The organism is Massilia sp. MS-15 (genome assembly GCF_020176695.1).
Lineage (GTDB): Bacteria > Pseudomonadota > Gammaproteobacteria > Burkholderiales > Burkholderiaceae_D > Telluria > Telluria hydrophila.
This window is the reverse complement of the sequence record NZ_JAIWIA010000094.1, coordinates 1-1,470: the sequence shown is the minus strand read 5'-3', so window position 1 is coordinate 1,470 and position 1,470 is coordinate 1. Positions and strand designations below refer to the sequence as shown.

1 protein-coding gene is annotated in these 1,470 nt (G+C 62.8%); it reads left to right on the top strand.

Annotated elements, in window-relative coordinates; genetic code table 11:
- Positions 1-88: 88 nt before the first annotated feature.
- Positions 89-1,414 carry an ISNCY family transposase gene (locus tag LCI23_RS20410; protein WP_224948271.1) on the top strand — a complete coding sequence of 442 codons (1,326 nt, stop codon included), beginning with the start codon at positions 89-91 and terminating at the stop codon, positions 1,412-1,414.
- The last annotated feature ends 56 nt before the right edge of the window (positions 1,415-1,470 follow it).

Sequence of the window (1,470 nt, the reverse complement as noted above, 5' to 3'; positions counted from 1 at the left end):
TGTTAGCGCTAAGTAGTAATGTCCCCTCTCCGCTAAGTAGAGATGTCCCCTAGGATGCGTTCCAGGGGAGGATGGGATAGTGATCGAGATGACGGCCAAGGACGTGCTGCGTAGCCAGGTGATGGCGCAGGTGGTGGAAGGGAAGCTGGATCAGGCCAGCGCGGCGAGCAGGCTAGGAATCAGCGTGCGTCAGGTCAAGCGCTTGAAACGGCGTCTGCAAGACGAGGGGACACAGGGCCTGTTGAGCAAGAAGCGTAGCGTGCCATCGAACCGGCGCACGCCGCCGGATGTGATGGCCAAGGCGATCGCCCTGATTGGGAAGCACTACGCCGACTTTGGGCCGACACTGGCATGCGAGAAGCTGCAAGAGCTGCATGAGATCAAGCTGTCCGTGGAAACGGTGCGCCAGGCAATGCTGGGTGCAGGTTTATGGAAAGCCCGGCGCGGCGCCGGCATACGCACCCACGCGATACGTGAGCGTCGGGCAAGGCGTGGCGAACTGATCCAGATTGATGGCTCCCCGCACGACTGGTTCGAGGGCCGGGCGCCGCGCTGCTGCCTGCTGGTGTTCATCGACGACGCGACCAGCGAACTGATGGCGCTACGCTTTGTCGATACCGAGACGACCTTGGGCTACATGGGGCTGCTGGAGCAGTACGTTCTCGAGCATGGCCTGCCAGCGGCGATCTACAGTGACCGCCACAGCATCTTCCAGGTCAACCGGGGCGATCGGCAGGACGTCAGCCACACGCAGACCCAGTTCGCGCGCGCCCTGGAGCAACTGGGCATTGAAGGCATACAGGCCAACAGCCCGCAGGCCAAGGGACGGGTCGAGCGGGCGAACCAGACGCTGCAGGACCGCCTGGTCAAGGAAATGCGCCTGCAGGGCATTGACAGCCAGGAGCAAGCCAATGCCTGGCTGCCGCAGTTCATGCGGGCCCTGAACCGGCGTTTCGCCGTGACGCCGAGCTTGCCCAGCGATGCGCACGTTCCCTACGCCGGCACAGAGGCGGCACTGCGCCGGATCCTGTCAATCCACTCGCCGCGACGCCTGTCGAGCAACCTGAGCTGCCAACTGGATGGATTGCTGTACCAAGTGCAGCCCGCCGACCGAGGCCTTGCCTTGCGCGGTGCCGACGTGACCATCGTAACCAACCCTGCCAGCCCAACCGAAGTGCTCTGGCAAGGGCGTATCTTGCCCCATACGCTCAGCAGCAAAGCGATCAGGCAACAGGAGGCTGTCGACGGCAAGGAGGTCAACAGGAAGGTCGACCGGGCGCTGAACCGGCGCACCCCGCCGCAGCCGGTCGGCCACCCTTGGAAAAAGAAAATGTCCACCGCTCCGGGAAAGGCGCCGCCATGCGCTCAGTTCGAGCACATCAAGGCGCCTTTAGCCTTGGCTCCTGCTTCATGACCCCAGGGGACATTTCTACTTTGCAGAACAGGGGACATTTCTATTTAGCGTTGACA

Bases quoted from the DNA above. Each gene is read 5' to 3' on its own strand.
- LCI23_RS20410 (WP_224948271.1), top strand. From the start codon at position 89: ATGACGGCCAAGGACGTGCTGCGTAGCCAGGTGATGGCGCAGGTGGTG.